The organism is Rathayibacter sp. AY1D9, from assembly GCF_002932395.1.
In the GTDB taxonomy this organism is placed as follows: Bacteria; Actinomycetota; Actinomycetes; order Actinomycetales; family Microbacteriaceae; genus Rathayibacter.
This window is the reverse complement of sequence record NZ_PSVQ01000025.1, coordinates 11,726-37,608: the sequence shown is the minus strand read 5'-3', so window position 1 is coordinate 37,608 and position 25,883 is coordinate 11,726. Positions and strand designations below refer to the sequence as shown.

Below are 25,883 nucleotides of genomic sequence, written 5' to 3'. Positions count from 1 at the left end.
GCCCGGCGCGATCCGGGCCCGCCGGTACACTCGTCCTGAGCGGAAGGAGGCTCGTTCGCATGGATGAGCGCAACGACGAACAGCCCGACACCGGCACCGGTCCCACGCCGCGGACCGCCATGGACGCGGCTCGGGAATCGGGTCAGTACTCCCCGCGAGCGAGCGACACCGCTCCGACCCTCCTGCCTGACGGCGTGCGGATCACTCCGCCCGGCCCGCGACGCCGCTCCACCGCCCCCGCTCCGGTCGAGGACGAGGACGCGATCGACGTCGGCCGCCTCGGCCTGCCGCCCTCGCGCTCGCACGCTCTCGCGCCCCCGGAGCCGAGTCCTGCTCCGACCCCCTCACCGGCTCCCGCTCACCCGTCCGGCGCGAACGGACCGGTCTCGGCGGGGATCCCCGCCCGAGCGGAGTCCGCCGAGAAGCCCGCGGCGTCCGAGTCCGCGGGGGAGCCCGCCGCCGTCCCCACGCGCCGCGACCGCCTCCGCGCCGAGTCCTCGAGCGCCGCTCCCGCCCCGTCCGCGCCGAGCGCCGCCGTCCCCGAATCGGCGTCGATGCTCACCCCGGACAGGCTCCTGGAGGTCAACCGCAAGACCCGCCCCGCTCCCACGGGCGGCTGGCACCGCTTCCTCTACGGCCTGACCTTCCACACGGTCAACCTCGGCGACTCCGCGAAGGTGAAGGCGTGGAAGGCGATGGACGAGCGGATCGGCCGGCAGTTCGAGGGCGGCACCCGCTTCGTCCCGGTCATGACCCGCAAGGGCGGCGTCGGCAAGACGACGGTCACGACGCTCCTGGGCATGGCCCTCGCCGATGCGCGCGAGGACCGCATCATCGCGGTCGACGCGAACCCCGACCGCGGCACCCTGGCCGAGCGCGTCCCCAAGCAGACGCGGGCGACCGTCCGCGATGTCGTGAACCGCGCGGCCGGCGTGACCGGGTTCACCGAGTTCTCGACGATGGTCTCCCGCGACGAGACCCGCCTCGACGTCCTCGCCTCCGACACCGACCCGCAGCTCTCCGAGGCCTTCGACGAGGACGACTACAACGTGGTCGCCGATCTGGTCGAGCGCTTCTACTCGATCATGCTCACCGACTGCGGCACGGGCATCGTGCACTCGGTGATGCGGCCCACGCTGCAGCGCGCCGACACAGTGGTGATCGTCTCGGGCGGCAGCGTCGACGAGGCCCGCCTGGCCTCCGAGACCCTCACCTGGCTGGACGCGAACGGCTACGGCGCCCTGGTGCGCAACGCGGTCGTCGCGCTCAACACGGCGACGCAGGGCACGAGCCTGGTGAAGCTGGAGGAGATCGAGTCGCACTTCCGCTCCCGCGTCCGCGACATCGTCCGCATCCCCTACGACCCGGTGCTCGCCGCCGGCTCCGTGGTGAAGTGGGAGCAGCTGCGCGAGGGCACGAAGGACGCCGCACGCCTGCTCGCCGCGCTCGTGGTCGAGGGCATGCCGGTCCGACGTGTCTGAGCCCCGGGGCTCCGGGGCGGCGTCCGCCGCGCACCAGGACCGTACCGACGGGCCCGACGCGTCCACCGACGCCTTCGACCTGATCGTCGTCGGGGCCGGCTCCGGCAACTCGATCGTCGGTCCGGAGTTCGACGGCCTGCGGGTCGCGATCCTCGACGACGGGGAGTGGTTCGGCGGCACCTGCCTCAACGCCGGCTGCATCCCGACCAAGATGTTCGTCCACGTCGCCGACGTGGTCACCGACGTCGACCAGGGCGGCCCGATCGGCGTCCACTCCCGCCTCCGCCGCCCCGAGTGGGCCGAGGTGCGCGACCGTGTGTTCGGCCGGATCGACGCGATCAGCGAGGGCGGTTTCGAGTACCGCGATCAGCGCTCCCCGAACGTGACCGTCCTCCGCGAGAGCTTCGGCTTCGAGTCGCTCGGAGACGGCGACCGCCCGCACGTCCTCGTCAGCGCCAGCGGTGCCCGCATCAGTGCGCCGCAGGTGGTCGTGGCCGCCGGCTCGCGGCCCAGGCCGCTCCTCGCCGCGTACGAGCCGGACCCCCGCATCCAGGACTCCTCCTCCGTCATGCGGCTCGACGAGCTCCCCGAGCGGATGCTGATCCTCGGCGGCGGCGCGGTGGCCGTCGAGTTCGCCCACGTCTTCTCCTCCTTCGGCACGGCCGTGACCGTCGCCGTCCGCGGCGACCGCCTCCTCCGCGCCCTCGACGAGGACGTCTCGCGCCGGTTCACCGGGATCGCCGCCGAGCGGTACACGGTGCTCACCGGAGTGAGCGCCGAGAGCGTCGACGCCCAACCTGACGGGCTCCGCGTCGCCCTCAGCGACGGCACGACGGTCGAGACCGACCTGCTCCTCGTCGCCCTCGGCCGCGACCCCAACAGCGACACGGTCGCCGCCGCCTCCGTCGGGATCGATCTGCACGAGGACGGCCGGATCAGCGTCGACACCGAGCAGCGCGTCCTCTCCGGCGGACGCCCCGTGCCCGGCCTCTTCGCCCTCGGCGACGTGTCGTCGCGCTGGCAGCTCAAGCACGTCGCCAACCACGAGGCGCGCCTCGTGGCGCACAACCTCCTGCACCCGGGCGAGCTGCTCTCCGACACCCTCTCGCCGGTGCCCGGCGCGATCTTCGCCCACCCGCAGATCGCCCACTTCGGGCTCACCGCGGCCGAGGCGCGGGACCAGGGCCTGGACGTCGTCACCGTCACCCAGGAGTACGGCTCCACCGCCTTCGGCTGGGCGCTCGAGGACGACTCCAGCGCCTGCCTCCTGGTCGTCGGCATCGACGGCGCCCTCCTCGGCGCGCACATCATCGGGCCGCAGGCCAGTATCCTCATTCAGCCGCTCGTCCAGGCCGCCAGCGCCGGCACCGGCATCCGCGGACTCGCCCGCAGCCAGTACTGGCCGCACCCCGCAGCGAGTGAAGTCGTCGAGAACGCCCTCCTGAGCGCGGAGGAGGCCCTGAGGGAGCGCACCACATGACCGAACGCCAGATCCGCATCTTCGGGGACCCGGTGCTGAAGACCCGGTCCACGACCATCGAGACGGTCGACGTCGGCGTCCGCGGCCTCGTCGAGGACCTCGTCGACAGCGTCCGACCGCCCGGACGCGCCGGCGTCGCAGCCCCCCAGATCGGCGTCAACCTCCGCGCCTTCAGCTACAACGTCGACGGCGTCATCGGGTACATCCTCAACCCCGAGATCATCGAGCTCAGCGGAGACCCGCGACCGGTCGACGAGGGCTGCCTCTCCGTCCCGAACCTCTGGTACCCCGCGATCCGCTACCCGCACGCGAAGGTCCGCGGCACCGACCTCGACGGCAACGAGATCGTCCTCGAAGGCGACGGCCTCATGGCCCAGGCCCTCCAGCACGAATGCGACCACCTCGACGGACGCCTCTACCTCGACCGCCTCTCCCAGGACGACCGCCGCGCCGCCATGAAGGCCGTCCGGGAATCCGACTGGTTCTGAGTTCGATTCCGGGCCGGTCCCTGCCCGGCCCGGCGCGGTCGGCTTTTCGGGGTGGGCGCGTTCTGTGGAGCGTCGTGCGTTCCGCCGACGGGAAAGCGCTGGGACGCGCTTTCCCGGATACGGCTGTGTCGAGGGGGGCGGTCCCTGCCCGGCTCCGCGCGGTCGGCTTTTCGGGGTGGGCGCGTTCTGTGGAGCGTCGTGCGTTCCGCCGACGGGAAAGCGCTGGGACGCGCTTTCCCGGATACGGCTGTGTTGAGGGGAGCCGGTCCTTGCCCGGCTCCACGCAGTCGGCCGCTCGAGGTGGGCGCGTTCCATGGAGCGTCGTGCGTTCCGCCGACGGGAAAGCGCTGGGACGCGCTTTCCCGGATCCGGCTGTGTTGGTGGGGAGCCGGTCCCTGCCAGGCCCGGCGCGGTCGGCTCAGCGAGGTGGGGGCGTTCCGTGGAGCGTCGGGCGTTCCGCCGACGGGAAAGCGCTGGGACGCGATTTCCCGGATACGGCTGTGTTGAGGGGGAGCCGGTCCTTGCCCGGCTCCGCGCGGTCGGCTTCTCGGGGTGGGCGCGTTCTGTGGAGCGTCGTGCGTTCCGCCGACGGGAAAGCGCTGGGACGCGCTTTTCCGGATACGGCTGTGTCGAGGGGAGCCCGTCCTTGCCCGGCTCCGCGCGGTCGGCCTTTCGAGGTGGGCGCGTTCCGAGGAGCGTCGTGCGTTCCGCCGACGGGATAGAGCTGGGCGCGCTGTCCCGGAGGCGGCTGCGATCGGGACGGCCTGCTGGTGACGGCGGGAGAGCGCGGGGTCAGCGGAGGGAGATGCCCTCGGTGGCGGGGGCGGCGGAGTAGACGGCGGCGATGGTGTCGGCGAAGTCGGCGAGGATGACGTTGCGCTTGATGCTCATCTTCGGAGTCAGGTGACCGCTCGCCTCCGTGAACTCGGTCGGGAGGATCACGAACTTCCGGATCGACTCGGCGCGGGACACGCGCTCGTTCGCCGCATCGACGGCCCGCTGCACCTCGGCCAGAACGACCGGGTTCACGGCCGCGTCCTCGAGTGAGAGGCCCTTGTCCTGCCCGTTGTTGGCGAGCCACGTCGGCAGCATCTCGGAGTCGAGCGTGACCAGAGCAGCGATGAACGGGCGCTGATCGCCGACGACGACGACCTGGCCGACCAGCGGGTTCGCGCGGATCGGATCCTCCAGCGCCGCCGGAGCGACGTTCTTGCCGCCGGCGGTGACGATGATCTCCTTCTTCCGCCCGGTGACGCGCAGGTACCCGTCCTCGTCCAGGGTTCCGAGGTCGCCCGTGCGGAACCACTCGCCGTCGAACGACTCGGCCGTCGCCGCCTCGTTGTTCCAGTAGCCGCCGAAGACGTCGATGCCGCGCACCTGGATCTCGCCGTCGCCCGCGATCCGGATCGAGACGCCGGGCATCGCCGGGCCCACCGAGCCGATCTTGAAACGCTCGGTGCGGTTGACCGTGGCGGGCGCCGTCGTCTCCGTGAGGCCGTAGCCCTCGAGGATCTTGATGCCGAGGCTGTGGAAGAAGTGCCCGAGCCGGTCTCCCAGCGGCGCCGAGCCGGACACCGCGAAGCGGACGTTCCCGCCCATGGCGGTGCGCAGCTTCGAGTAGACGAGCCGGTCGAAGAGGAGGAACTGCAGCTTCAGCGCGAGCGGCACCGAGCCCGCCTCGAGCGCCATCGAGTGGGCGACGGCGACGTCGGCCGCGCGGCGGAAGATCTTCCCCTTCCCCCCGGCCTCGGCCTTCTGCTCGGCGGAGTTGTAGACCTTCTCGAACACGCGCGGCACGGCCAGGAGGAACGTCGGCTTGAAGGACGCGAGCGAGGGGAGCAGCTGCCTGGTGTCGGCCTGGTGCCCCACCTTCACCCCGCCGTGCACGCAGAGGATCGCGATGAAGCGGGCGAACACGTGCGCCGTGGTGATGAACAGCAGCGTCGACGCGCCGGGCTGGTGGATCAGCTCCGTCAGGGCGACCGCCGAGTTGCGGCTGAGCTCGACGAAGTTCGAGTGCCGGATGATGCAGCCCTTGGGGCGGCCGGTGGAGCCGGAGGTGTAGATGATCGTCGCGATGTCGGTGCCGGTCGCCAGCGAGCGGCGGCGCTCGATCTCGGCGTCCGGCACGTCGACGCCGCGCGCGACGAGCTTGTCCAGATCGCCCAGCCCGATCTGCCAGGCGAGTCGGACCTCGGGAAGGTCGGCGCGGATCTCGTCGAAGCGGGCGAAGTGCTCGGGAGTCTCGACGATCACGGCGTGCGCGCCGGAGTCGGCGAGGTTCCACTGCACCTGCGCGGGGGAGGAGGTCTCGTACACCGGGACGAGGATCCCGCCGGCGAACCAGACGGCGAAGTCGATCAGCGTCCACTCGTAGCGCGTCTTGCAGATCAGCCCGACCTTCTCGCCCGGCTCGAGGCCGGCGGCGACGAAGCCCTTCGCGAGGGCCGTGACCTGGTCGAGGAACTCCTGCGCCGTCACATCGCGCCAGCCGTCGCCGTCGGGCAGCGCGAAGAGCGGGCGATCGGGTGTCTCGCGGACGCGGTCCAGCAGGAGGGCGGTCGTGTTGGCCTGGGGATCGGCCGGAACCACCAGGGGGGAATCGAACTGGTCCACGGCAACTCCTTCGGTACCTGAATGAACGTCGTCTCCACCCTACCGGCGCGGCGCAAGCTGTGGATCCGTTCAGGGTAACGATCCAGCGGTGGCTCCGCGAGGAGGGCCGACACGCGTCGCCGGGTCTCGCCGCTGAGCCGCATCGGAGCGCTCGCGGTCACTACACTCGTCCTGGCCGCCGCTCAGGGCGGCCCGCCGACGCTGCCGCGCCGGTGGCGACGGGAAGGCGGTTCGCGTGCACGCGATCGGGATCGACATCGGCGGCACGAAGATCGCCGGAGCCCTGGTCGACGAGTTCGGGGGGATCCTCCGCGAGGACCGTCGGCCCACGCCCGCCGGGCACCCCGAGCTGATCGTCGACGTCGTGGTCGAGATGGTCGAGCATCTGCGCTCCGGTCTGCTCCCGGGAGACGTCTCCGCGGTCGGAGTCGCCGCCGCCGGCTTCATCGACGCCTCGCAGTCGATCGTCTACTACGCCCCGAACATCAACTGGCGCAACGAGCCCTTCCGCGAGAAGCTCTCGGCCCGCATCGACCTGCCGATCATCATCGAGAACGATGCGAACGCCGCCGGCTGGGCCGAGTTCCGCTACGGCTCGGGCCGCCTCGTCAGCGACATGCTGATGCTCACCATCGGCACCGGAGTGGGTGGCGCGATCGTCATCAACGACCGGCTCCTGCGCGGCGGCTTCGGCGCCGCGGCCGAGATCGGGCACATGCGCGTCGTCCCCGGAGGCCTGCCCTGCGGCTGCGGCGCCCGCGGCTGCATCGAGCAGTACGGCTCGGGCCGCGCGCTCCAGCGCTTCGCCGGCGAGCTGGCCGACGCGGGCGGGATCGGCCAGGGCATCGCCGACGCCCGCGCCCGCAACGGCGGCGAGCTGAACGGCCACCTCATCTCCGAGCTGATCACCGCCGGCGACCTCGGCGCCCTCGCGGCGCTGCGACAGCTCGGCCACTGGCTGGGCGAGGCGGCGGCCAGCCTGAGCGCCGTCCTCGACCCGCAGATGTTCGTCATCGGCGGCGGAGTGGCGCAGGCGGGCGACCTCCTGCTGGACCCCATCCGCCAGGCCTACCTCGACAACCTCCCCGCCCGGGGCTACCACCCCGAGCCCGAGTTCCGCATCGCGGAGCTCGTCAACGACGCCGGAGTCGTGGGGGCCGCCGACCTGGCGCGCCTGCACGCGAGCTCCCTCTAGCGGCACCCGCCGCACCCGATCCGCCGCACCGCCGAGGAGCCCGATGTTCTACTGGTTCATGAAGCACATCGTCGCGGGCCCGCTCCTGAAGACGATCTTCCGGCCGTGGGTGGTCGGTGCCGACAAGGTGCCGCAGAACGGCGGCGTGATCCTCGCGAGCAACCACCTCTCCTTCATCGACTCCGTGATCCTCCCGCTGGTGATCGAGCGGAACATGGTCTTCCTCGCCAAGAGCGACTACTTCACCGGCAAGGGCCTCAAGGGCTGGGCGACGCGGACGTTCTTCACCGCCACGGGGATGCTGCCCATCGACCGCTCCGGTGGCAAGGCGTCGGAGGCCTCGCTCAACACGGGCCTCCGCGTCCTCGCGGGCGGCCACGCCCTGGGCATCTATCCCGAGGGCACGCGCAGCCCCGACGGTCGCATGTACCGCGGCCGCACCGGAGTCGCCCGCATGGTCCTCGAGGCCCGCGTGCCCGTCATCCCGGTCGCCATGATCGACACCGCTCGCATCATGCCCATCGGCAAGCGCCTGCCGAAGCTGGGCCGCATCGGCATCGTCTTCGGGGAGCCGCTCGACTTCAGCCGCTTCGAGGGCATGGAGGGCGACCGGTTCATCCTCCGCTCGATCACCGACGAGATCATGTACGAGCTCCTCGCCCTGAGCGGCCAGGAGTACCTCGACGTCTACGCGACCTCGGTCAAGGAGAAGCGCGCGGCCCTCACCCGCTGAGCGCCCGCTCGATGCCGGGGCCACCTCCCGGCCGAGCGCTCTGCCAGGCGATAAGCTCGTCAACCGCTGCCGTCCGTCCGGACGGCGGCCCTCCGCGCGCCGCTGGCGCCCGTCAGAACCGGGAACACCCTCGTGGTCATCGATCCGAACGAACCGTACGTCCTCGCCGCCCCCTCCGTGGTCGCCGGCCTGGACTATTGGCGCGAGCTCGAGATCAAGCAGCAGCCGCAGTGGCCCGATGCGGAGGCCGTGCGAGCGGCGTCCGCCGAGGTGGCCGCGCTCCCTCCGCTGGTGTTCGCCGGCGAGGTGGACCAGCTGCGCGAGCGTCTCGGAGCCGCGGCCCGCGGCGAGGCGTTCCTCCTGCAGGGCGGCGACTGCGCCGAGACCTTCGCCGGAGCGACCGCCGAGCAGATCCGCAACCGCGTCAAGACCGTGCTGCAGATGGCCGTCGTCCTGACCTACGGCGCGAGCATGCCCGTCATCAAGATGGGCCGGATGGCCGGCCAGTTCGCGAAGCCGCGCTCGAGCGACCTCGAGACCCGCGGCGACGTGACCCTGCCCGCCTACCGCGGCGACATCGTCAACGGCTACGACTTCACCCCGGAGTCGCGCGCCGCGGACCCGCGCCGCATCGTGCAGGGCTACCACACCGCCGCCTCGACGCTGAACCTCATCCGCGCCTTCACGCAGGGCGGATTCGCCGACCTGCGCCTCGTCCACTACTGGAACAAGGGCTTCACCGAGAACCCGCAGAACCAGCGCTACGAGCAGCTGGCCCGCGAGATCGACCGCGCGGTCAAGTTCATGGTGGCGTGCGGGGCCGACTTCGAGGGCATGAAGCGCACCGAGTTCTACACCGGCCACGAGGGCCTGCTGATGGACTACGAGCGCCCCATGACGCGCATCGACTCGCGGACCGGTACGCCGTACAACACCTCCAGCCACTTCATCTGGATCGGCGAGCGCACCCGCGAGCTCGACGGCGCGCACGTCGACTTCCTGTCGCGGGTGCGCAACCCGATCGGCGTGAAGCTCGGCCCGTCGACCACGCCCGAGACGATGCTCGAGCTGATCGACAAGCTCGACCCCGAGCGGGAGCCCGGTCGCCTCACCTTCATCACCCGCATGGGTGCCGGGAGGATCCGCGACGCCCTCCCGCCGCTGCTCGAGGCCGTCAAGCGGAGCGACGCCCTGCCGCTGTGGGTGACCGATCCGATGCACGGCAACGGGCTGACGACGCCGACCGGCTACAAGACCCGTCGCTTCGACGACGTGGTCGACGAGGTCAAGGGCTTCTTCGAGGCGCACCGCGCCGCGGGGACGCACCCGGGCGGCATCCACGTCGAGCTCACGGGCGACGACGTCACCGAGTGCCTCGGCGGCTCGGAGCACATCGACGAGGCGACGCTCGCCACCCGGTACGAGTCGGTCTGCGACCCGCGCCTCAACCACATGCAGTCGCTCGAGCTCGCGTTCCTCGTGGCGGAGGAGCTCCGGGGCCGCGCGATCTGATCCGACCCCGACCGCCGGTCGAGTCCTCGTTGAGGGCTCGACCGGCGGCGTCAGGTCGTGATGGTGATCGACAGCTGGATCGTCGTGCCGCGCTGCACGAGATCGCCGGCCTTGTTGGACTGGTTCGTGACCTTGGTCAGCTCGTTCGGCGCCGCGTCGATCAGCGGGCCGAGCGTCGTCAGGGAGTAGCTCCACGACAGGTCCGCCGCCTCGAGGGCCGCCTTCGCCTCGTCGCGGTTCATCCCCACGACGTTCGGCACGGCGACGGGCTCGGGCCCCTTCGACACGACGACCGAGACGGTGTCGCCGGTCACGGCGGGCGCCTCCGGGTTCGCCTGCGTGAGGACGACGCCCGCGGCCACGGTGTCGCTCCAGTCCTCGCCGCTGCGGTCGAGGGCGAGACCGGCCGCCTCCGCCTTCGCCGTCGCGTCGTCGATCGAGAGGCCGACGACGTTCGGGATCGGTCCGAGGCTCACCACCATCGCGATGGTGCTGGTCTCGGACATCGTCTCGGGCAGCGCCGATCCGTCAGGCAGCGAGGCGGAGACGACCACACCCGCGTCGACGTCGGCGTCGAAGATCTTCGAGACGTCGCCGACGGTGAAGGAGCCGCCCGTCACCGCGGCAGCAGCGTCGGCCTCCGAGAGGCCGGCGAGCGACGGGACCGGCAGCTGGCGCGGCCCGCTCGAGACGGTCAGCGTGATGACGGAGCCCTTGTGCACCCCCTGCCCGCCGGGCGGATCGGAGCTCACCACCGTCCCCGCGGGCACGGTGAGGTCGGGCGTCTCCTGCGGCTGCACCTCGAAGCCCTGCGCCTGCAGCTGGGCCGTCGCGTCCTGCTGCGACTGGCTGACGACGTCCGGGATCGACACGATCGCGCCGGGTCCCTCGCCGAACCACCAGGCCGTCCCGCCGCCGATGAGCGCCAGGAGGAGCACGACCACCGTGAGCAGGACGCCGCGACGCCGTCGGACGCGGCGCCTGCTCGCGAGCCGGGCGACGGTGTCGTCGTCCTCGTCGACCACGAGTACCGCTCCGGGCGCCGGCGCCGGGTCGAAGACCGAGGTCTGCCCGGGCTCCGCCGGATCGAAGACGGCCGTCGCGGGCGCCGGATCGGCGACGGGCGCCGGGAGCGGGGTGACCGCCTGCGTGTCGCCGCGGCGGTCGCTCGGTGTGATGCCCATGAGCCGCTCGGCCTCGAGCAGCTGCGCGAGCATGACACCGGCGTCGCGGGGCCGCATGTCCGGGTCGCGCTCGGTCGCCCAGAGGACGAGCTCGTCGAGCGAGGTGGGGACGGAGGCGACCGTCGCGCTGGGGTACGGGACGGAGTCGTTCGCGTGCTGGTACGCGATCTGCATCGGCTGCTCGCCCGTGAAGGGCTGCTCTCCGGTGAGCATCTCGTAGATCATGATCCCGATGGCGTAGATGTCGCTGCGGGTGTCGGCGGTGCCCCGCGTGACCAGCTCGGGGGAGAGGTAGGCGATCGTGCCGAGGAGGGCCTGACCGGAGGCGGTGTTGGCGGAGGCGGCGCGCGCGAGGCCGAAGTCGCCGATCTTGATCCGGCCGTCGTCGGCGAGGAGCACGTTCTCGGGCTTGAGGTCGCGGTGGAGGATCCCGGCGCGGTGCGCGGCGGCGAGACCCGAGAGCACGGAGTGCATGATGTCGACGACCTGCTGGGCGGTCAGCCGGCCGCGCTCCTTGAGCAGGTCGCGCAGGGTGATCCCGGGGAGGTACTCCATCACCAGGTAGGCCATGTCCGAGTCCTGGCCCTGGTCGAAGACGCTGACCACGTTCGGGTGGGCGAGACGGGCGGCGGAGCGCGCCTCCTGGACGAAGCGGTTCTTGAACGTCGCGTCGTCGGAGAGGTGGCCGTGCATGACCTTCATCGCCACGCGGCGCTCGAGGCGCTGATCGTGCGCGAGGTAGACCGTCGCCATGCCGCCGCGGGCGATCCTCGAGCGCACCTCGTACCGGCCGTCGACGAGACGGCCGAGGAGAGGGTCGAGCTGGCTGGTGGTCACGCGACGAGTCTAGGCAAGACCCCCGGGGGAACCGGTGAGCGACGCCCGGGCGGCGCAGGACGGGCCCGACTCCTTCTCCGGGGCGCCCGCAGTTGGCGGCCCTCCGGGCTCGTGGCAGTCTTGACGCGTGACCGACTCGTCCGCTTCCCCCGCCACCTCGACCGATTCCGAGCTCGAGTGGCTGACCGTCCCCGACCTCGTGGAGCTGACCGGGCTCGGCGCCGGCCGGGTCCGCCGCCTCCTCGAGGAGCGCCACCTGCTCGGCACCCGCCGCGACGGCGTGCTGAAGGTCCCCGCCCTCTTCCTCCGCGACGGGGAGCCGATGAGCGAGATCCGCGGCACCGCGATCCTGCTCGCCGACTCCGGCTTCACCGACGACGAGGCGGTCGACTGGATGCTGACGGTCGAGGAGAGCCTGGGCACGAGCCCGATCGTCGCCCTCCGCGCCGGCCGCAAGGCCGAGGTCCGGCGGGTCGCCCAGGCCCTGGCCTGATCCCGCCCGTCCGCTCCTAGGAGGTGCGGACCGTGACCTGGGCGGCCAGCTCGCGCAGCTCCCCCACGCCCTCCGTGCGGAGCGGCGCGTCGGGGAGGACCGCGATCGCCGCGGCCACCTCCTGGTCGATGCGCTCCTCGAGCCGCTCGAGGGCGCCGCTGCCCGCGATGATCTCCTGCGCCCGCGCGATGGACGCCGCGTCGGCGTCGCTCCGGCCCACGACCGCGTCGAGCTCGGCCCGCTCGCCCGGCGAGCACGCGCCGCGGGCGAGGCCGAGCAGCACGGTGCGCTTGCCCTCCCTCAGATCGTCGCCGGCCGGCTTTCCCGTCACTGCCGGGTCGCCGAAGACTCCGAGGACGTCGTCGCGCAGCTGGAAGGCGATCCCGACCGGGAGCCCGAAGCGGCGCAGGGCGTCCAGCTGAGCGTCGTCGCCGCCGGCGAGGGAGCCGCCGATCACCAGCGGCGCCTCGATGCTGTACTTCGCGCTCTTGTAGACCACCACCCGCTCCGCCCGCTGCAGGTGCTCGTGCTCGGGGTGCTGCACCCACGCGCTCTCCTCGAGGATGTCGAGGTACTGGCCCAGCGTGACCTCGGTGCGCATCAGGTTGAACTCGGCGCGCGCGCGCTCGGCCGCGACTCGATCCCCGAGCGACCACTCCGCCGCGGCGAAGATCTCGTCCGACCAGACCAGGAGGAGGTCGCCGAGGAGGATCGCGGAGGAGCGGCCGAACTCGTCGCGGTCGCCGGTCCAGCCGCCGTCGGCGTGGAAGGAGGAGAAGCGCCGGTGGGCCGCGGGAGCGCCGCGGCGGGTGTCGGAGTTGTCGATCACGTCGTCGTGGACGAGGGCGGCGGCGTGGAACAGCTCCAGCCCGGCGCCCACCCTCGCGATCGGATCGGAGCCGCTCGGATGGGCTTCGCTCGAGGTGCTCGACACCGCGTTCCAGCCCGCCTCGCAGAAGCGCGCGCGGAACCGCTTGCCCCCGCTGAGAAAGTCCCGCGAAAGGTCGCCGAGGGCGGAGACGTCCTCTCCTATGGAGCGCAGAATTGGCGTGCGCCCGGTGAGGAATTCATCGATTCGGAGCTGGACGCGATCGACCAGTCGAGAGCTGTGGTTCACCCGACCAGCCTATGCACCGAAGGTGCCTGGTGCCCGCGTCGGGCTCGGTCTACACTGAAGCGCCGCCCGACCGGTCGAGCCCAGACGCCGCCTATTCCGGTGCCGATCCCCGAAAGGGTCGACGCCGCACCCTGAAGGGGTCACGATGCCGCTTTCGGAACACGAGCAACGGCTCCTCGATGAGATGGAGCGGAACCTCTACCAGAACGACGCCGATTTCGTGGCGGCGGTCGGCAAGGGGCGCGGCGGCACCAACTACCGGGCCCTCGTGCTCGGCATCCTCCTCGGCATCCTCGGTCTCGCCGTGCTCGTCGCGGGAGTGGTCGTGCGCCAGCCCCTCGTCGGCATCCTCGGGTTCGCCTTCATGCTCGGCGGCGTGATCGTGGCCATGCGCCCGGCCGCCGGCGGCTCCGCCGAGCCCGGCCTGCCCGACGTCGGCCGTCCGTCGAAGCCCCGCTCGGGCAACCGCCAGGGGTCCGGCTTCATGGACCGACTGAACGACAGATGGGACAACCGCGGAGACGGGCGCGGCTAGCCCCCCCTCCGCTCCACCACAGGGTCGATCCTCACGGATCGGCCCTTTTTTCGTGCCCGCGGCCTCCCTCCCGCGACCTTCCCCCTCCACTTCGCCCCACTGTCGCGATTCCGCGGAAACACGCGGATGACCGGGGCCTCTCCGGCGTGCCCCGCGCCGCGCCGGGGTTGTGAGTGGGGGGAAGTGGAGTACTGTGGAGGACACACCATCCTTGGCCGGAAGAAGTGGGGGGCAGTCCGTGTTCCTCGGCACCTATTCCCCCAAGCTCGACGAGAAGGGCCGCGTGATCCTCCCCGCCAAGTTCCGCGACGAGCTCTCCTCCGGAGTCGTCGTCACGCGCGGCCAGGAGCGGTGCCTGTACGTGTTCAGCCAGGCCGAGTTCGAGGTGATGCACGAGAAGATCCGGCAGGCGCCGGTGACCAGCAAGCAGGCGCGGGACTTCCTCCGGGTGTTCCTCTCGGGCGCGAGCGCCGAGACGCCGGACAAGCAGAACCGCGTGACCCTCCCGGCTCCGCTGCGTGCGTACGCGGGCCTCGACCGCGACCTCACCGTCATCGGAGCGGGCAACCGCGCCGAGATCTGGGCGCAGGGCGCCTGGGAGACCTACCTGCAGGAGCAGGAGTCCGTGTTCTCCGACACCCAGGAGGAGGTGATCCCCGGCCTGTTCTAGGTCCTGTCGCGCGACTCCCAGCCACTCGGCGCCCGGACGCACCTTCCCCGGTGTCCGGACGCGAGGTGGATGGGGATCGGACGACAGGAACGGGAACGGCGGGACCGCCATGGCAGAGAACACTCCGAAGGGCGCTCCGCGCCCGACCGAGGAGCGGCACCTCCCGGTGCTGCTCGAGCGCTGCGTCGAGCTCCTGGCTCCGGCGCTGGAGCGCGACGGGGCGGTCGTCGTCGACGCGACGCTCGGCATGGGCGGGCACTCGCTCGCGCTGCTCGAGCGCTTCCCCGGCCTGCACCTCGTGGGCCTGGACCGCGACCCCGAGGCGCTGCAGCTCGCGGGGGAGCGGCTCTCCGCCCACGCCTCCCGGATCGACCTCGTGCACGCCGTCTACGACGAGCTGCCCGACGTGCTCGACGAGCTGGGCATCGACACGATCGACGGTGCGCTCTTCGACCTCGGCGTCTCCTCGCTCCAGCTCGACGAGACCGAGCGCGGCTTCTCCTACTCCAAGGACGCGCCGCTGGACATGCGGATGGACTCGACCGCCCCGCTCACGGCGGCGAGCATCCTCGCCGACTACGACGAGACCGCCCTGCGCCGCATCTTCCACGAGTACGGCGAGGAGCGCCTCGCCGCGCGCTACGCCAAGAAGATCGTGGAGGCCCGCCGCGAGGCTCCGCTGGAGCGCTCCGGCCGTCTCGTCGAGATCATCCAGGCGGCGACCCCGGTCGCGATCCAGCGGAACGGCCACCCCGCCAAGCGCGTCTTCCAGGCGCTGCGGATCGAGGTCAACCAGGAGCTGTCCGTCCTCGAGCGGGCGATCCCCGCCGCGCTGGGCCGGATCAACGAGGGCGGGCGGATCGTCGTCGAGGCGTACCAGTCGCTCGAGGACCGGATCGTCAAGCGCGCGCTCCAGGCCGCGTCCTCCTCCACCGCCCCGGCCGGCCTCCCGATGGAGCTGCCGGAGCATCGACCCGAGTTCCGACTCGTCATCCGCGGAGCCGAGCTCGCCTCCGACGACGAGAAGGCCCGCAACCCCCGAGCGACACCCGTGCGTCTGCGCGCGGCCGAGAGGATCAGGAGCACCGCATGAGCGCCACCGCCGTCATCGACCCCGCCGTCATCGACACCGCCCGCCGAGCACGCCCCGAGGAGGAGGCGCCCCGCCCCCGCATCGAGGCCGTCCCGGCCGGTCAGGCGCAGTCGCGCCCGAAGCTCGTGTACGGGATCGTCGCCGTCGCCGGCCTCTTCGCGATCATCGTCGTCCAGCTCCTGGTGAGCGTCGGCCTCTCGCAGGGGGCCTACCAGATCTCGGCGCTGCAGACCGAGCAGAAGTCGCTCACCCGCAGCAACGCGGAGAAGCAGGACGCCGTCGACACGCTGAGCTCGCCGCAGAACCTCGCCACCGCCGCGCAGGGCCTGGGCATGGTCGCCAACACCGCGCCGGTCTACCTCCGCCTCTCGGACGGCGCCGTGCTGGGCGACCCCTCCTCCGCCGCGTCGAGCGAAGTCGCGGGCACCGCCTCCGCGCCGCTCGTGCCCAACGCCCTCGTCCCGGCTCTCCAGCCCGGCGCGAGCGCGTCCTCCCCGGCTGTCGACGGTGCGGCCGTACCGTTGCAGGGCGAGCTGCCCGCGCCCATCACGCACTGACGCACGGCGTCGCGGTCCGCCTCCGCGCGGGCACCCGCCCCGCGGGGCGCACGACGACCATCCGGACCCGACGAACGGCGGCCCGCCCGCCCGGAGCAAGAAGGACACCGCCGCAGTGAGACACCACCGCTCGAGCAGACGCCGCACGGCCGTCACGTTCGTCATCATCGTCGCCGTCGTCGGACTCTTCATCGGCAAGCTGGTGGACATCCAGATCGTGCGGGCGAACGAGCTCACCGATGCGGCCGCCCAGAACCAGTCGAACAGCGTCGTCACCTACGGCCAGCGCGGCCCCATCGTGGACCGCTCCGGGACGGTGCTCGCGGACACCACCACGCGCTACCGGCTGACGACCTCGCCGAAGAACGTGGCCGAGTTCCCGCGCGAGCTGGGCGAGGACCAGAAGGTCATGGTCAGCGTGCAGCAGGCCGCCTCCGAGATCGGCGCGATCACCGGGCAGTCGGTCGAGCAGATCACCGGAGCGGTGGACGCCGCGCTCGCGAAGGACGCGAAGGCCAACTACCTGATCCTCTCGGAGGGGCTCGACCTCGAGGCCTACCAGAAGCTCGTCGCGCTCGACATCCCGTGGACCTACTTCGAGACCCAGCAGGGACGCAGCTACCCCAACGGCGCGGTGGCCGGCAACCTCGTCGGCTACGTCGGGGCAGACGGAGCGGCCCAGGAGGGCATGGAGTACGCGGAGAACACCTGCCTCGCGGGGCAGAACGGGTCCGAGAGCTACGAGCGCAGCGCCGACTACGTCCGGATCCCGGGCAGCACCGTCTCGGAGACCCCGGCCGTCGACGGCGGGACGCTGAAGCTCACCATCGACTCCGACCTCCAGTACTACTCCCAGCAGGTCCTCTCGCAGCGCGTCGCCGAGGTCGGCGGCAGCTACGGGATCGTCGTGGTGCAGGAGGTCAAGACCGGCAAGCTGCTCGCCGTGGCCGAGACGCCGACCGTCGACCCCAACAACGTCGAGGCGAGCGCCTCCGCCGACCGCAGCTCGCGCGCGTTCCGCGCGCCGTTCGAGCCGGGCTCGACCTTCAAGCCGATGACGGCCGCGATGCTGATCGACCAGGGCCAGGCGGGCCCGACGACCCAGGTCGTCGTCCCGGACTCCTTCGAGAAGGACGGCGCCTCGTTCAGCGACGACTTCGCGCACACCCCGACGAACTACACGCTGACCGGCATCCTCAAGGACTCGTCGAACGTCGGCATCTCGATGCTCGGCTCCCGCCTGTCGGCCCAGACCCGCTACGACTACCTGCAGAAGTTCGGTCTCGGCACGCCCACCACGAGCGGCTTCCCCGGCGAGGAGGGCGGGCTGCTCGCCGACTACCAGGACTGGGACAACCAGACGAACTACACGACGATGTTCGGCCAGGGCGTCTCGGCGACCGCGGTGCAGGTCGCGAGCATCTACCAGACGCTCGGCAACGGCGGAGTGCGGCTCCCGTCGCAGCTGATCGACGGCTGCACCACGGCCGACGGCTCCGTCGTGGACGTCCCCGATGCGACGGGCACCCAGGTGGTGTCGAGCTCGGCCGCGAAGCAGGTCGTCGACATGCTGCAGACGCACTACAACGAGGGCTGGCTGGCGAACGACATCCACGTCGACGGCTACAACATCGCCACCAAGACCGGTACCGCGCAGCAGCCCGACGGCAAGGGCGGCTACTCGAAGAGCTACACCGTCTCGCTCGCCGGGCTCGCGCCGGCGGAGGACCCGGAGTACGTCGTGACGGTCACCATCGCCGATCCGGTTAAGATGAACACGTCCCAGGCGACGGCTCCCGTCTTCCAGCAGGTCATGACCCAGGTGCTCAAGACCAACCGGGTGGAGCCGTCCACGGTGCCGCCCGTCGAGTACCCGACGACGTGGTGAGCCCCGCCGGGACCACGATCCACGCACCAGAACGAGAGAAAGAGCGGGCAGTGCACGACCCTCGCCCGCAGTCCTCCCTCCGCCCCGAGCACCCCGTGCCGCGGAGCCTCTCGCAGCTCGTGGCCGAGTTCTCCCTCGGCCCGGTCCGCGGCCTCGAGGGCGTCGAGGTGAGCGGAGTCACGCTGGACTCGAACCAGGTCGAGTCCGGGGACCTCTACGTCGGTGTCGCAGGACGCCGTGCCCATGGCGCGGCCTTCGCGTCGGCCGCCGCGGCGTCCGGAGCCGTCGCCGTGCTGACCGACCCGGCCGGAGCGGAGCTCGCCGCCGACAGCGGCCTGCCCGTGCTGGTGACCCCCGACCCGCGGGCCGCCCTCGGCGACGTCGCCGCGTGGATCCACCGCACCCGCGAGGACGTCCCGACGCTCTTCGGCGTGACGGGGACCAACGGCAAGACGAGCGTCGTCTACATCCTCGACGCGCTGCTGCGCCGGCTCGGAGTCGTCTCCGGCCTCAGCTCCACCGCCGAGCGCCGGATCGGCGACGTCGCCGTGGTCAGCTCGCTGACCACTCCCGAGGCGAGCGAGCTGCACGGCCTGCTCGCTCGGATGCGCGAGTCCGCCGTCCGCGCGGTCTCCATCGAGGTGTCGGCGCAGGCGCTCACGCGGCACCGGATCGACGGCCTCGTCTTCGACGTCGTCGGCTTCACGAACCTCAGCCACGACCACCTCGACGACTACTCCGATCTGCGCGAGTACTTCGAGGCCAAGGCCGACCTCTTCGAGCCGGAGCGCGCACGCCGCGGCGTCGTCACGGTCGACAGCGCCTGGGGGCGCGAGCTCGCCGAGCGCAGCCGCATCCCCGTCGCGACGCTCGCCGGCTCTCCGGTCGTCGGAGTCGCCCCGACGACGCCCGCCGACTGGTCGATGACGGTGCTGGACGCGACGCCCGACAGCACCACCTTCCGCCTGGAGGGGCCCGAGAACCGCTCCGTCGTCGTCACCGTCTCGCTGATCGGCTGGTACATGGCGTCCAACGCCGCGCTGGCGATCGTGATGCTGGTGGAGTCGGGCTTCGACCTGGACGCCGTCGCGCACGCGCTCGAGGACAGTCGTCTCGACGTCTACATCCCGGGCCGCGCGGAGCTCGTCTCGGGGGAGCGCGGACCGCGCGTCTACGTCGACTACGGCCACACCCCCGACGCGTTCCAGAACGCGCTCGAGGCGCTGCGGACCATCACGCCCGGCCGCCTGTTCATGGTGTTCGGGGCGGACGGGGACCGCGACACGACCAAGCGGAGCGACATGGGCGCCATCGCCGCCCGCCTCGCCGACGTCGTTGTCGTCACCGACTTCCACCCGCGCTGGGAGGATCCGGCCGCCATCCGCGCCGCGCTCCTCCAGGGCGCCCGGGCCGCCGTGCCCGACCGGGAGATCCACGAGATCGCCGACCCGCGCGCCGCCGTGCGCGCCGCCGTCGCCCTCGCGCGCGAAGGGGACTCGATCCTCTACGCCGGGCCCGGCCACGAGGACCACCAGGAGATCGCAGGAGTGCACATGCCGTATTCGGCCAGAGACGACGTCCGTCACGCGCTGCGCGAGGCGGGCTGGCTGTAGATGATCGCCCTCACCCTCACCGAGATCGCCGAGGCCGTCTCCGGACGCCTCCACCTGGCCGGCTCGTCCGCCACGGCCGCCACCGTGATCGACGGAGCGACCGAGACCGACTCCCGCGAGATCGCGCCCGGCGGGATCTTCGTCGCCAAGCGCGGCGAGCACACCGACGGCCACCTCTTCGCTCCCGCCGCTCTCGAGCGCGGTGCCGCGCTCCTCATCGTGGAGCGCCCGCTCGACCTCGACGTGCCGCAGGTCCTCGTCGACGACTCCGTCGAGGCGCTCGGAGCGCTGGCGACCGAGGTCGTCCGGCGCGTCCGCGCGAAGGGCGGGCTCACCGTCATCGGCGTCACCGGCTCGAACGGCAAGACGACGACCAAGAACCTCCTCCGCACCGTCCTCGAGCGGGTCGGAGAGACGGTCGCTCCGCGCGGATCCTTCAACAACGAGGTCGGCGCGCCGATCACGATGCTCCAGGTGTCCGAGTCGACGCGCTTCCTCGTCGCCGAGATGGGCGCGAGCGCGGTCGGCGAGATCCGCCGCCTCGTCCGGATGGCCAGGCCCGACGTCGGCGTCGTCCTCGCCGTGGGCCTCGCGCACGCCGGCGAGTTCGGCGGGATCGAGCGCACGCTCGAGGCCAAGACAGAGATGGTCGCCGACCTCACCGCCGACGACGTCGCCGTGCTGAACGCCGACGACGGCCGGGTCGCCTCGATGGCGGGCCGCACCGCCGCCCGGGTCCTCTGGTTCGGCCGCGGCGAGAGCGCGGACGTCCGCGCCGTCGATATCGACGCGACCGCCGACGGCACCCGCTTCGCCATCGAGGTCTCGGCGGGGGAGGGCCGCGAGGCCGCTCGCGCCGAGCTCCTGCTGCGCGTCCTCGGCGAGCACCACGTGATGAACGCCCTCGCGGCGACCGCCGCCGCGCTCTCTGTCGGAGTGGCGCTGCCCGCGATCGTCGAGGCTCTCGCGACCGTCACCCTCGCCGAGCGCGGCCGCATGGAGGTCCTGGGCGGCGAGGACGTCCGCGTCATCAACGACGCGTACAACGCGAGTCCCGACTCCACCGCGGCCGCCCTGCGCACCCTCGCCCAGATCGCGAAGCCCGGGGGGCGCACCGTCGCCGTCCTGGGAGAGATGAGCGAGCTCGGCGAGTGGGCCGACGAGGAGCACGAGCGCGTGGGCCTGCTGGCCGTCCGCCTCAACATCTCCCAGATCGTGGTGGTGGGCCGAGGCGCCCGCCGGATCCACGTCGCGGCCGAGCGCGAGGGGTCGTGGAGCGGCGAGTCCGTCTTCGCGGAGACCTCCGACGAGGCGTTCGACCTCCTCGAGGACTACCTGCGACCCGGCGACACCGTGCTGGTCAAGTCGTCCAACTCCGCGGGGCTGCGCTTCCTCGCCGACCGTCTCGGGGAGCGTCACCGATGAGGGCACTCCTCCTGTCCGGCGCGTTCTCGGGAGCCTTCACGCTCCTGATGACGCCCCTGTTCATCCGCCTCTTCCACCGCCTGCAGTGGGGCCAGTTCATCCGCGAGGACGGACCGAAGTCGCACCACGTCAAGCACGGCACGGCGACGATGGGCGGCATCGTCATCATCATCGGCACCGTGGTCGGCTACTTCCTCGGGATGCTGTTCGGCAACCGGGCGATCGCGCCGTCGGCCCTGCTGGTGCTCTTCATGATGGTCGGGCTCGGACTCGTCGGCTTCGTCGACGACTTCCTGAAGACCCGCAACCAGCGCAGCCTCGGCCTCGGCGGCTGGGCGAAGATCGCCGGCCAGGTCATCGTCGCCGCGGCCTTCGCGGTGATCGCGATCATGGTCCGCGACTCCAACGGGCTCACCCCCGCGTCCACCTCGATCTCGTTCATCCGCGACCTGCCGTTCGACTTCGCCTCCCTCGGCTGGATCGGCATCGGCCTGTTCGTGCTGTGGATCTGCATCATCGTCACCAGCACGTCGAACGGCGTGAACGTCGCCGACGGGCTCGACGGACTCGCCACCGGGTCCTCGATCCTCGCGATCGGCTCCTACGTCATCATCGGGTTCTGGCAGTCGAACCAGTGGTGCTTCGACCAGCACCTCAACCCCGAGGTCGTCGACAAGTGCTACCAGGTGAGCGACCCGTTCGACCTGGCCATCATCGCGGCGGCCGTCTCCGGTGCCCTGGTGGGCTTCCTCTGGTGGAACACCTCGCCGGCGCAGATCTTCATGGGCGACACCGGCTCGCTCGGCCTCGGCGGCGCGCTCGCGGCTCTGGCGATCCTCACCCGCACCGAGCTGCTGGTCATCCTCATCGGCGGCCTGTTCGTCATCGTGACCGGCTCGGTCATCCTCCAGCGGATCTACTTCAAGCTGACCCGGGGCAAGCGCATCTTCCTGATGAGCCCGCTCCACCACCACTTCGAGCTCAAGGGCTGGGCCGAGATCACCGTCGTGGTCCGGTTCTGGATCATCGCCGGCATCTTCGTCGCCGCCGGAGTCGGGCTCTTCTACCTGGAATGGCTGTCGCTGGCATGACGGATCCCGCCCGTCCCGACTCCCTCCGCAGCTGGCACTCGGACTGGCGCGGCCTGCGCGTCGCCGTGCTGGGCCTGGGCGTCACCGGGTTCTCGGTGGCCGACACGCTGACCGAGCTCGGCTCCGAGGTGCTGGTCCTCGCCGACCGCGCCGACGAGGAGCGCGAGCGCCTGCTCGAGGTGATCGGTGCCCGCCTGCACCGGGCCGACCGCCTCGACTCCGCTCCGGAGGAGCTGCACGCGTTCGCACCGGAGCTGGTCGTGGTGTCGCCCGGCTTCCGGCCGACGCACCCGATCCTCGTGTGGGCGGCGGAGTCCGGGATCCCCGTGTGGGGCGACGTCGAGCTCGCCTGGCGTGTCCGCGACAAGGTCGTGCGCGCCGACGGCACTCCGGCGGACTGGGTGGCCGTCACCGGCACCAACGGGAAGACCACGACCGTCCAGCTCACGGCGACGATGCTCGTGGCCGGCGGCCTCCGCGCCGCCCCCTGCGGCAACATCGGCGTGCCCGTGCTCGACGCGGTCCGCGACCCGCAGGGCTTCGACGTCCTCGTCGTGGAGCTCTCGAGCTACCAGCTGCACTACCTGGGCGCGATCGAGCCGATCGCGAGCGCGTGCCTCAACATCGCCGACGACCACCTCGACTGGCACGGCTCGTTCGACGCCTACCGCGCGGCCAAGGGCAAGGTCTACGCCGGCACCCGCGTCGCCTGCGTGTACAACCGCGCCGACGCGGCGACCGAGCAGATGGTGCTCGACGCCGAGGTGGTGGAGGGCGCCCGGGCGATCGGGTTCGGCCTCGGCGTGCCCGGCCCGAGCGACTTCGGGATCGTCGACGGCATCCTCTGCGACCGCGCCTTCCTCGAGGACCGCCGCACCAGTGCCCTCGAGATCACCACCGTGGACGAGCTCGCCGCACGGAACCTCGCCGCTCCGCACATCGTCCAGAACGTGCTCGCCGCGGCAGCGCTCTCCCGAGCGTGCGGGATCGAGGTCACGGCCGTCCGCACCGCGCTGGCGTCCTTCGAGCTCGACGCCCACCGCATCCAGGTCGTCGCCGAGCACGACGGGGTGACCTGGGTGAACGACTCCAAGGCCACGAACCCGCACGCCGCCGACGCCTCGCTGCGCGCGTACCCGTCGGTCGTCTGGGTCGTCGGCGGCCTGCTCAAGGGCGTCGACGTGGACGCCCTCGTGGCCGCGCACGTCGGCCGCCTGCGGGGCGCCGTGGTGATCGGCGCCGACCGCTCGGCGCTGCTCGCGGCATTCCGGCGACACGCGCCCGCCCTCCCCGTGAGCGAGGCGGTGCCGGACGACACTGGTGCGGTGATGCAGGCGGCCGTCGAGGCCGCCGCGACGCTCGCCCGCTCGGGGGACGTCGTCCTGCTCGCACCCGCCGCGGCCTCGATGGACCAGTTCCTCGACTACGCGGCTCGGGGCCGCTCCTTCGCGGCCGCCGTGGCGACACACCTGGGAGGGGGAGCCGATGACCGCTCCGACGACGAGCCGCCCCGCGGGCCGCTCGCGCACTGAGCCGCGCGGGAAGGACCGGAGCGGGGCCCGCTCCGCGCGGATCGTCCTGTCGAAGGTCTTCGCCTCCCACTCGCCGAACTTCTACCTCCTCTTCGGCACCACGCTCTTCCTGGTGCTGTTCGGACTGACGATGGTGCTCTCCTCCTCGTCGGTCACCTCCTACGTGTCGAGCGACGACTCCTTCGGGGGCTTCCTGCGCCAGGGCGGGTTCGCCCTCCTCGGGATCCCGATGATGCTGGTGGTCTCGCGGCTGCCCCTCGGCGTGTGGAAGCGCGTGACGCCGATCCTGCTCATCGCCGGCTGCGTCCTCCAGTGCCTCGTGCTCTTCACACCGCTCGGCGACTCCGTCGGCGGGAACCGCAACTGGATCCGCCTCGGCGCCTTCAGCATGCAGCCCTCCGAGATCATCAAGCTCGCGCTCGCCCTCTGGCTGGGGCTCCTGCTCGCCCGCCGCTACCGGTCGCCGAAGGACTGGAAGGACGCGCTCATCCCCGTCCTGATCGTCGGCGGCGCGGCGATCGGACTGGTCCTCATCGGAGGCGACCTGGGCACGGTCGTGATCATGGCGGGCATCGTCCTCGCCGCACTCTTCTACGCGAACGTCCAGATGAAGGTCCTCGTGCCGATCGTGGTGGTCGGCGCGATCGGAGCGGTGCTGTTCGCCGTCTCCAGCGACAACCGCCTCACCCGGATCATGTCCTTCCTCGGCGACTGCTCCAACGTCGAGGAGTACCAGAACTCGTGCTGGCAGCCGGTGCACGGCACCTGGGCGATGGCCTCCGGCGGGATCTTCGGCGTGGGCCTCGGCAACTCCAAGGCCAAGTGGTCCTGGCTGCCCGCCGCGGACAACGACTACATCTTCGCCATTATCGGCGAGGAGCTCGGGCTGATCGGAGCGATCGTCGTCCTGGCGCTGTTCGTGGTCCTCGCGGTCGCCTTCTTCCGCGTCATCCACGCGTCCTCCGATCCGTTCGTGCGGATCAGCACCGGCGCGATCATGGTCTGGCTGATCGGCCAGGCGTTCGTCAACATCGGCGTCGTCCTGGGGGTGCTCCCGGTGCTGGGGGTCCCGCTGCCGCTGATCTCCTCCGGAGGCACCGCCCTGCTCAGCTCGCTCCTCGCCATCGGCGTCGTCCTCTCCTTCGCCCGCACCCAGACCGCGCCCCTGCCCGGCGCTGGCGTGCTGCGCCGCAGGAAGGCGGCGGCGGAGTGACCCGCTACCTGCTCGCCGGCGGCGGCACCGCCGGCCACGTCAATCCGCTGCTCGCGACGGCCGACGAGATCCGCAGGCGGAACCCGCGCGACGAAGTGCTCGTGCTCGGCACCGCCGAGGGGCTCGAGGCGCGCCTCGTCCCCCTCCGCGGCTACGAGCTCTCGGTGATCCCGCGGCTGCCGTTCCCGCGCCGCCCGAACGCGGCGGCGCTGCGGTTCCCCGGAGCCTTCCGCGCGACCATCGCCGGCATCGTCCGGACGATCCGCGACCGGCGGATCGACGCGGTGGTCGGCTTCGGAGGGTACGCGGCAGCACCCGCCTACCTGGCGGCCCGCCGCGCCGGCGTCCCCTTCACCGTCCACGAGGCCAACGCGCGCCCCGGGCTCGCCAACCGCCTCGGCGCGCGCGCGACCCGCTCGGTCGGCGTGGCCTTCGAGGGCACGCCCCTGCCGCACGCGCGGGTGGTCGGCATGCCGCTGCGCCGCGAGATCGCCGAGCTCGACCGGGCCGCGCGCCGCGACGAGGCGATGGCGGCGCTGGGCCTCGACCCGTCCCGGCAGACCCTCCTGGTGACCGGCGGCTCCCTCGGCGCTCGACGGATCAACGCGACGGTGCACGCCGCCGCCCGGGATCTCGTCGCCACCGGCTTCCAGGTCCTCCACATCACGGGCGACCGTGCCGAGATCACGGACCCGGGGGTGGCCGGCTACCACCTCCTCGCCTACTGCGACCGGATGGACCTCGCGCTGTCCGCCGCGGACGTGGCCGTCTCCCGCGCGGGGGCGGCGACCGTCAGCGAGCTGACAGCCCTCGGCCTGCCCGCGGTCTACGTCCCGTACCCGGTCGGCAACGGCGAGCAGCGCTACAACGCGCGCGGCGTCGTCGACGCCGGGGGAGCGGTCCTCGTCGAGGACGCCGCCTTCCTCCCCGGCTGGGTCCAGCGGGAGCTCGTACCGCTCCTGGGCGACACCGCCCGTCGCGACGAGATGGCGCGCCGGGCTGCCCGCGTGGGAGTCCGCGACGGCTCCGGGCGGCTCGTCGACCTGATCGAGTCGACCCTCTCCGCTCCGCGCTGAGCCCGCTCCGCGCGGCTCGTGAGAGCACTCCCGCCCACCGTCTACACTGATCCG

Annotated in this window: 21 protein-coding genes; 18 read left to right on the top strand and 3 right to left on the bottom strand. The window is 71.8% G+C overall.

Annotated elements, in window-relative coordinates; all coding sequences use genetic code 11:
- The first annotated feature begins 59 nt into the window (after positions 1 to 59).
- From C5C50_RS11295 to def, 3 genes are read left to right on the top strand one after another with little or no spacing between them, the layout of a single operon-like run.
- Positions 60 to 1,481, top strand: a complete 1,422-nt coding sequence (locus C5C50_RS11295; RefSeq protein WP_258063289.1) for a MinD/ParA family protein — start codon at positions 60 to 62, stop codon at positions 1,479 to 1,481.
- Positions 1,474 to 2,961: a mycothione reductase gene (locus C5C50_RS11290; RefSeq protein WP_104273475.1), complete on the top strand. Its 1,488-nt coding sequence runs from the start codon at positions 1,474 to 1,476 to the stop codon at positions 2,959 to 2,961. The genes C5C50_RS11295 and C5C50_RS11290 overlap by 8 nt, the downstream gene beginning before the upstream one ends.
- Positions 2,958 to 3,449, top strand: a complete 492-nt coding sequence (gene def, locus C5C50_RS11285; RefSeq protein WP_104273474.1) for a peptide deformylase — start codon at positions 2,958 to 2,960, stop codon at positions 3,447 to 3,449. Before C5C50_RS11290 ends, def begins: the two co-directional genes overlap by 4 nt.
- Before the next feature lie 792 nt (positions 3,450 to 4,241).
- On the opposite strand, the gene C5C50_RS11280 is transcribed toward def, so the two are convergent.
- Positions 4,242 to 6,065 carry a long-chain fatty acid--CoA ligase gene (locus C5C50_RS11280; RefSeq protein ID WP_104247148.1) on the bottom strand — a complete coding sequence of 608 codons (1,824 nt, stop codon included), beginning with the start codon at positions 6,063 to 6,065 and terminating at the stop codon, positions 4,242 to 4,244.
- Positions 6,066 to 6,300: 235 nt separating this feature from the next.
- On the opposite strand from C5C50_RS11280, the gene C5C50_RS11275 reads away from it, so the two are divergent.
- The 3 genes from C5C50_RS11275 (at position 6,301) to C5C50_RS11265 (ending at position 9,505) form a co-directional block, all read left to right on the top strand.
- Positions 6,301 to 7,260 carry an ROK family glucokinase gene (locus C5C50_RS11275; RefSeq protein WP_104222580.1) on the top strand — a complete coding sequence of 320 codons (960 nt, stop codon included), beginning with the start codon at positions 6,301 to 6,303 and terminating at the stop codon, positions 7,258 to 7,260.
- A 43-nt stretch (positions 7,261 to 7,303) separates the two neighbouring features.
- Complete coding sequence (locus tag C5C50_RS11270; RefSeq protein WP_104222581.1) at positions 7,304 to 7,993, top strand: 1-acyl-sn-glycerol-3-phosphate acyltransferase; 690 nt, start codon at positions 7,304 to 7,306, stop codon at positions 7,991 to 7,993.
- 177 nt (positions 7,994 to 8,170) lie between these two features.
- Positions 8,171 to 9,505 (top strand): class II 3-deoxy-7-phosphoheptulonate synthase, encoded by a 1,335-nt coding sequence (locus tag C5C50_RS11265; RefSeq protein WP_104222617.1) that lies wholly within the window; start codon positions 8,171 to 8,173, stop codon positions 9,503 to 9,505.
- A 50-nt stretch (positions 9,506 to 9,555) separates the two neighbouring features.
- On the opposite strand, the gene pknB is transcribed toward C5C50_RS11265, so the two are convergent.
- The gene (gene pknB / locus C5C50_RS11260) at positions 9,556 to 11,526 is read right to left on the bottom strand and encodes a Stk1 family PASTA domain-containing Ser/Thr kinase (protein ID WP_104250750.1); all 1,971 of its coding nucleotides are present in this window, start codon (positions 11,524 to 11,526) and stop codon (positions 9,556 to 9,558) included.
- Positions 11,527 to 11,653: 127 nt separating this feature from the next.
- Here pknB and C5C50_RS11255 point away from each other — a divergent pair, with 127 nt between their 5' ends.
- Positions 11,654 to 12,019: an Rv2175c family DNA-binding protein gene (locus C5C50_RS11255; RefSeq protein WP_104222583.1), complete on the top strand. Its 366-nt coding sequence runs from the start codon at positions 11,654 to 11,656 to the stop codon at positions 12,017 to 12,019.
- Between the two features lie 16 nt (positions 12,020 to 12,035).
- On the opposite strand, the gene C5C50_RS11250 is transcribed toward C5C50_RS11255, so the two are convergent.
- Complete coding sequence (locus tag C5C50_RS11250; RefSeq protein WP_104273473.1) at positions 12,036 to 13,136, bottom strand: polyprenyl synthetase family protein; 1,101 nt, start codon at positions 13,134 to 13,136, stop codon at positions 12,036 to 12,038.
- A gap of 145 nt (positions 13,137 to 13,281) precedes the next feature.
- Here C5C50_RS11250 and C5C50_RS11245 point away from each other — a divergent pair, with 145 nt between their 5' ends.
- The 11 genes from C5C50_RS11245 (at position 13,282) to murG (ending at position 25,829) form a co-directional block, all read left to right on the top strand.
- Complete coding sequence (locus C5C50_RS11245; protein ID WP_104222585.1) at positions 13,282 to 13,671, top strand: DUF3040 domain-containing protein; 390 nt, start codon at positions 13,282 to 13,284, stop codon at positions 13,669 to 13,671.
- A gap of 238 nt (positions 13,672 to 13,909) precedes the next feature.
- On the top strand, positions 13,910 to 14,341 hold the full coding sequence (mraZ, locus tag C5C50_RS11240; RefSeq protein ID WP_104222586.1) for a division/cell wall cluster transcriptional repressor MraZ: 432 nt from the start codon (positions 13,910 to 13,912) through the stop codon (positions 14,339 to 14,341).
- A 109-nt stretch (positions 14,342 to 14,450) separates the two neighbouring features.
- Entirely contained in the window at positions 14,451 to 15,434 is a 984-nt protein-coding gene (gene rsmH / locus C5C50_RS11235) for a 16S rRNA (cytosine(1402)-N(4))-methyltransferase RsmH (RefSeq protein WP_104225374.1), read from the top strand.
- Positions 15,431 to 15,991, top strand: coding sequence for a hypothetical protein (locus C5C50_RS11230; RefSeq protein ID WP_104222588.1), 561 nt, complete (start codon positions 15,431 to 15,433; stop codon positions 15,989 to 15,991). Before rsmH ends, C5C50_RS11230 begins: the two co-directional genes overlap by 4 nt.
- A gap of 115 nt (positions 15,992 to 16,106) precedes the next feature.
- Positions 16,107 to 17,879: a penicillin-binding protein 2 gene (locus C5C50_RS11225; protein WP_244229623.1), complete on the top strand. Its 1,773-nt coding sequence runs from the start codon at positions 16,107 to 16,109 to the stop codon at positions 17,877 to 17,879.
- A 50-nt stretch (positions 17,880 to 17,929) separates the two neighbouring features.
- Positions 17,930 to 19,492, top strand: coding sequence for a Mur ligase family protein (locus C5C50_RS11220; protein WP_104238697.1), 1,563 nt, complete (start codon positions 17,930 to 17,932; stop codon positions 19,490 to 19,492).
- Positions 19,493 to 20,917, top strand: coding sequence for a UDP-N-acetylmuramoyl-tripeptide--D-alanyl-D-alanine ligase (gene murF / locus C5C50_RS11215; RefSeq protein ID WP_104222590.1), 1,425 nt, complete (start codon positions 19,493 to 19,495; stop codon positions 20,915 to 20,917).
- Positions 20,914 to 22,008 (top strand): phospho-N-acetylmuramoyl-pentapeptide-transferase, encoded by a 1,095-nt coding sequence (gene mraY, locus C5C50_RS11210; protein ID WP_104222591.1) that lies wholly within the window; start codon positions 20,914 to 20,916, stop codon positions 22,006 to 22,008. The genes murF and mraY overlap by 4 nt, the downstream gene beginning before the upstream one ends.
- Positions 22,005 to 23,540: a UDP-N-acetylmuramoyl-L-alanine--D-glutamate ligase gene (gene murD, locus C5C50_RS11205; protein WP_104225371.1), complete on the top strand. Its 1,536-nt coding sequence runs from the start codon at positions 22,005 to 22,007 to the stop codon at positions 23,538 to 23,540. Before mraY ends, murD begins: the two co-directional genes overlap by 4 nt.
- The gene (gene ftsW, locus C5C50_RS11200; RefSeq protein WP_104222593.1) at positions 23,494 to 24,753 is read left to right on the top strand and encodes a putative lipid II flippase FtsW; all 1,260 of its coding nucleotides are present in this window, start codon (positions 23,494 to 23,496) and stop codon (positions 24,751 to 24,753) included. Before murD ends, ftsW begins: the two co-directional genes overlap by 47 nt.
- Complete coding sequence (murG, locus tag C5C50_RS11195; RefSeq protein WP_104273472.1) at positions 24,750 to 25,829, top strand: undecaprenyldiphospho-muramoylpentapeptide beta-N-acetylglucosaminyltransferase; 1,080 nt, start codon at positions 24,750 to 24,752, stop codon at positions 25,827 to 25,829. The genes ftsW and murG overlap by 4 nt, the downstream gene beginning before the upstream one ends.
- Positions 25,830 to 25,883 lie beyond the last annotated feature (54 nt).